Here is a 3,850-nt window from a genome sequence, read left to right on the forward strand (position 1 = left end):
AGACGCAGGCTCTTCCCGCCTGCGCAATTCCAAATGCCCTAGAGCCGTCCCGGAGGGTCCTCCGGCGGGAACTTGTCCTCGTGGACGATTGCCATGGCCTGCTCAAGACCGTCCCTCACCTCAAAGCCGATCCACTGGCCATCTCTGAGATGGTTCTCCCTCGGACAGGCGAGGAAGTAGCTCCCGGATTGTTTTGCAACAAAGTTGAGTTGCGCGTCATGCTGGGGCCAGATGCCGCCTGGATCGACGTAAGCACCCCATATGGCGTCTTCCTCCCGCAACTTTATGGGCATCTCTAACTGGGTGTAGGTCCTGGTCACCATGAGGCTGTGTTTGATCATACTGGAATGATTGATGAACTCGATCCTCACCGACCAGCCTGTCGGCACGGCCAGTGTGAGATTGCCGCCCCAGTAGCCGTTGAAGTCCATGATGTCGGTTCGAACGTTTTCCTTGGCGTAACGAGCGACCACGTTCCAATCTGCAATGATCTCCACCGCTGCTGACTTGGCGGCAGGGTCATTCTTGATCCAGCTTGGAACGAAGGGCTCGCCGGCCTGTGCCGCTCCGGGAAACAGGCTCAACGTGAGAGCAACGGGAGCAAGTTGGGCAAAGCGTGCCAACATGTGATCCTCCCCCGACAGAGGTCGATGCAGCACTTAGGTTACGCTCATCCCGCCATGCTCGCAATTTGACCTTTCCGTAAAGGCGCTTCTCGGAATCCGCCTCGCGCGCGGGAGGGGCGGGGTGTTCAAGAGGGAAATCTTCCCACTTGAACGGACGCACGGGGAAATCTGGACAAAGTGACCAGATTTCCCCGTGCGGAAGACGCTTTTCGCGGCGGAAAGCGTTCGGTAACTCGCCCGAACAGGGCAAGTTTCGGCGGCGCGGATAGATCCTTAAGAGTCAACGACCTGATCAAGAGCGTGCTTTGCGCTTTTGATCCGACCTCACACGGCGTCGTAATCCTACGGCGCCGGCCACTGCGTTTCGTTCATGATCTTTTCCGGCGCTCGACCGCTTCGCGCGCCGCATCTCGACGCCGACGGCATCGCTTGCGAGCCGTGGTTCGGTGTTCGCCGGTTCCGGTAGGTTGCCCGCCCGAACTTGCGTTTTCTACAAGTGGTGCTGTGCCCTTTCTCACGCGCGCTCGGGGGGCAGCATGGTACGGTGGCGATCGGCGGGGAGCGTATGCCCGCCGGGTTCTGGAACTGACCCGGCCAAACAGGGAAAATTGTCCAGATGTCTGGCCTTCGTGAATATCTAGCGGCTAATGGTGTCAAGGTGCGCGACGTCGGTGCGCACTGGGGAGTCAAGACTGCCGACGTAGTCGGGGTGGTTACCGGTACAGTAGACGCCGTGATGACTCCAATGGGTGAGGCATCAGCTGCAGGGGCAGGTGGTGCTGTAGCTCAAGTTGGGTTCGTCGCAGGCGCGGCCTCAGTAGCCGCAACGTGGGTAGGGTCGTATCTGGCTCTTGGCGCAGGGTATTACGAAGCGCGCGAGGTCCACGCGAACGAGAGTGCAGCATCGGGATTTGCTCAAGGCTTTGTCGGTGCACTTCTAGGCTGGAACGCCTCACAAGTTGCAGATCACTTCGGGATAAAGAAGGTAATCTGGGCCAATGTGGTCGACTCCCAGATGGACGTAATTGGAGCGAAAGCCTTCAATCGTGGTTTGGCCACGGGTTTCGGCCTCGGTTATGCCGCAGCGAATAAGAAGGCTTTCCTTTCCGAGATTAAACAAGTGGTCAACGTGCGGGCTCCTAAGCATTGGAGTGGTGAGGCGAACCGGCGTGCTCGGATCAATTATGTGATCGACCTTGCAGCAGGAATGCGGAGGTACTTCGGTCCGTAAATATTGTACCTTGGCGACGACGAACTCGACCAGGGCACAGTGTGTCTGGAGGAACGCTGCGGGCGTGCCCCTCTGCGCCGCGCGGTAGTAGCGCGCGATCTCCTCCGCATCCTCGATGAAGTCCGCGTAGCGGCGGGCGAAGGCGAGAAGATCGGGGCGCGAGTGTTGCATGGGCGGGATCTCGTTGCCGTGCTAGTTAAAGGCGCGGCGCGGATTGCGGCATATGCTACCCCTCAGGTCTTCTCCCGCCGCTCCCAGAAGGCCTTGGCAGTTTCGTAGGGCTGCTTGGCGATGTCACGGGAGATGGTCTCGAGGAGCTGATACTAGGGGCGCTGGCATCTAACTCTCTGGGCGATTCCCCTCGCTCGTAAGCGTGATTCCTTGGGCGAAGGAGGATTCGGGCATGGGATCGGCGGTGCTGATGCGGGCAGACTATTCGGCGGCGGAGCTTCGGCGGCTGGCGCGGAGGTCGAAGGACACGCGGCAGAGCAGCCGGCTCTTGTCGCTTGCGGCGGTGCGCGCAGGCATGAGCCGAGCGGAGGCGGCCAGGATCGGCGGCATGGACAGGCAGCCTTGCGCGACTGGGTTCATCGCTTCAACGCGGCCGGGCCGGACGGCCTTCTCCTGGTCGAGCGGCCCCGGGCGAGGCTCTCACCCGAGCAACTCGCTGAGCTGGCAGAGGTTGTCGAGACCGGTCCCGATCCTGCCGTCGACGGCGTCGTGCGCTGGCGGCGCATCGATCTCAAGAAGGTCATCGAGGACCGCTTCGGCGTCGCCTATCACGAGCGCCATGTCTCGACCCTTCTGAAGAGGCTGGGCTTCTCGCATGTGAGCGCGCGGCCGCGTCACCCGGCGCAGGATGCGAAGATCGTCGAGGCGTTCAAAAAACTTTCCCCGCACCCTGAAGGCGCACTTGGCGGGGGTGCCGGCCGCCACGCCGATCGAGATCTGGTTCCAAGACGAAGCCCGGATCGGCCAGAAGAGCGGGTTGGTGCGGCAATGGGCAAGGCGCGGTACGCGACCACGTCAGCCCGCCGAACGACGCCACGAGAGCGCCTAATTGTGTTTAGGCGTGCAATTTTGGCTCTGACGCAGTTTGGGTGCACCAGTCGTCGTAAGCTGTCATTCCGTCCCAACGACTCTGGCTTGCAGGAGGTCGAGATGGCCTCTGCCGTACATCTGGCGCTTCACGAGCTTGAGTTTCGTGATCTGGCCTTCGGTCTGCCCGTTCGACCACGGCAGCCTGATCGCCGCACGAACGGCTGCCTCATCCTTGGCGATGCCATTGGCGAACGAGGCCACGAGGCTCTGACGCGCTCGGGCAATCCATGAAGTCAGGCCAGCCTCGCGGCCACTCCGGATCAGGTTCTGGAATTCCTCAACTGTGTCGCGGGCCCCGACGAGAGCTGGTACGCCGCTTTCGATGGCTGCGATGGTCATGGTTTCCGCCTTAGTGAGCATGTCTCGCCCCATACTCATCAGCCGGGCGATGGTTCTGGCTGACGGAATGCGCTGAAGCTGCTCGTCTCCGATCCGTTCAGCCCGACGGCGGCGGGTCGTCCATTCCCCCACAACGCGCAGCGAACCGCGAAAGCCGCTGGCCCGCAGACGCCGCCAGAACTCGGCGCCATTGCGGCATTCGCCAGTCCAGAGAGCCTCGAGCCGCGGCCAGTAGGTCTCAAGGCTGCTCTCCCGCTGACGGAAGACATCGCTCCGGCCACCCCGTAGGATCTGTCGTACTGTGCCGCGGCTCAGCCCTGTTCGCCGGACGATTTGCTTGATCGGGATGCTTTCTGCTCCGAGAGCCATCACCGTTGCGTTGGTCTCTTCACGGCGCCAGTAGCCCTCGGACTGGACGCGTTCGGCACAGGTGAGGAGCTCCGGGTTGATCGTTGCCGATCCGATGATCTGGCGGATCTGGCGCATTGACTTGCGGACAGCCTCCAGAAAGGCGCGGCTCGCGTTCTCCATTAGATGCCAGCGGTCGGCAACC

The 3,850-nt window shown here is 61.7% G+C and carries 3 protein-coding genes and 1 pseudogene; 1 reads left to right on the forward strand and 3 read right to left on the reverse strand.

Translation table 11 applies throughout. The features are described from left to right. Window positions 1-38: 38 nt before the first annotated feature. Together BN1233_RS31330 and BN1233_RS48640 are read right to left on the reverse strand one after the other, a co-directional pair. A complete protein-coding gene (locus BN1233_RS31330; RefSeq protein WP_046867593.1) occupies window positions 39-626 on the reverse strand; it encodes a sulfocyanin-like copper-binding protein in 588 nt (195 codons plus the stop codon). A 952-nt stretch (window positions 627-1,578) separates the two neighbouring features. Next, window positions 1,579-2,028, reverse strand: a complete 450-nt coding sequence (locus BN1233_RS48640; protein ID WP_046867594.1) for a hypothetical protein — start codon at window positions 2,026-2,028, stop codon at window positions 1,579-1,581. 232 nt (window positions 2,029-2,260) lie between these two features. Between BN1233_RS48640 and BN1233_RS50040 the strand changes: the two are divergent. Further along, window positions 2,261-2,914 (forward strand): annotated as a pseudogene (locus BN1233_RS50040) (IS630 family transposase); the annotation flags it as partial. A 65-nt stretch (window positions 2,915-2,979) separates the two neighbouring features. Here BN1233_RS50040 and BN1233_RS31345 read toward each other — a convergent pair. Continuing rightward, window positions 2,980-3,850, reverse strand: an 871-nt coding sequence (locus tag BN1233_RS31345; protein WP_046867596.1) for a transposase, incomplete at its 5' end; no start/stop codon positions are given.

Source organism: Microvirga massiliensis (assembly GCF_001006805.1).
Classification (GTDB): domain Bacteria; phylum Pseudomonadota; class Alphaproteobacteria; order Rhizobiales; family Beijerinckiaceae; genus Microvirga; species Microvirga massiliensis.

Bases quoted from the DNA above. Each gene is read 5' to 3' on its own strand.
- BN1233_RS48640 (WP_046867594.1), bottom strand. From the start codon at position 2,028: ATGCAACACTCGCGCCCCGATCTTCTCGCCTTCGCCCGCCGCTACGCG.
- BN1233_RS31330 (WP_046867593.1), bottom strand. From the start codon at position 626: ATGTTGGCACGCTTTGCCCAACTTGCTCCCGTTGCTCTCACGTTGAGC.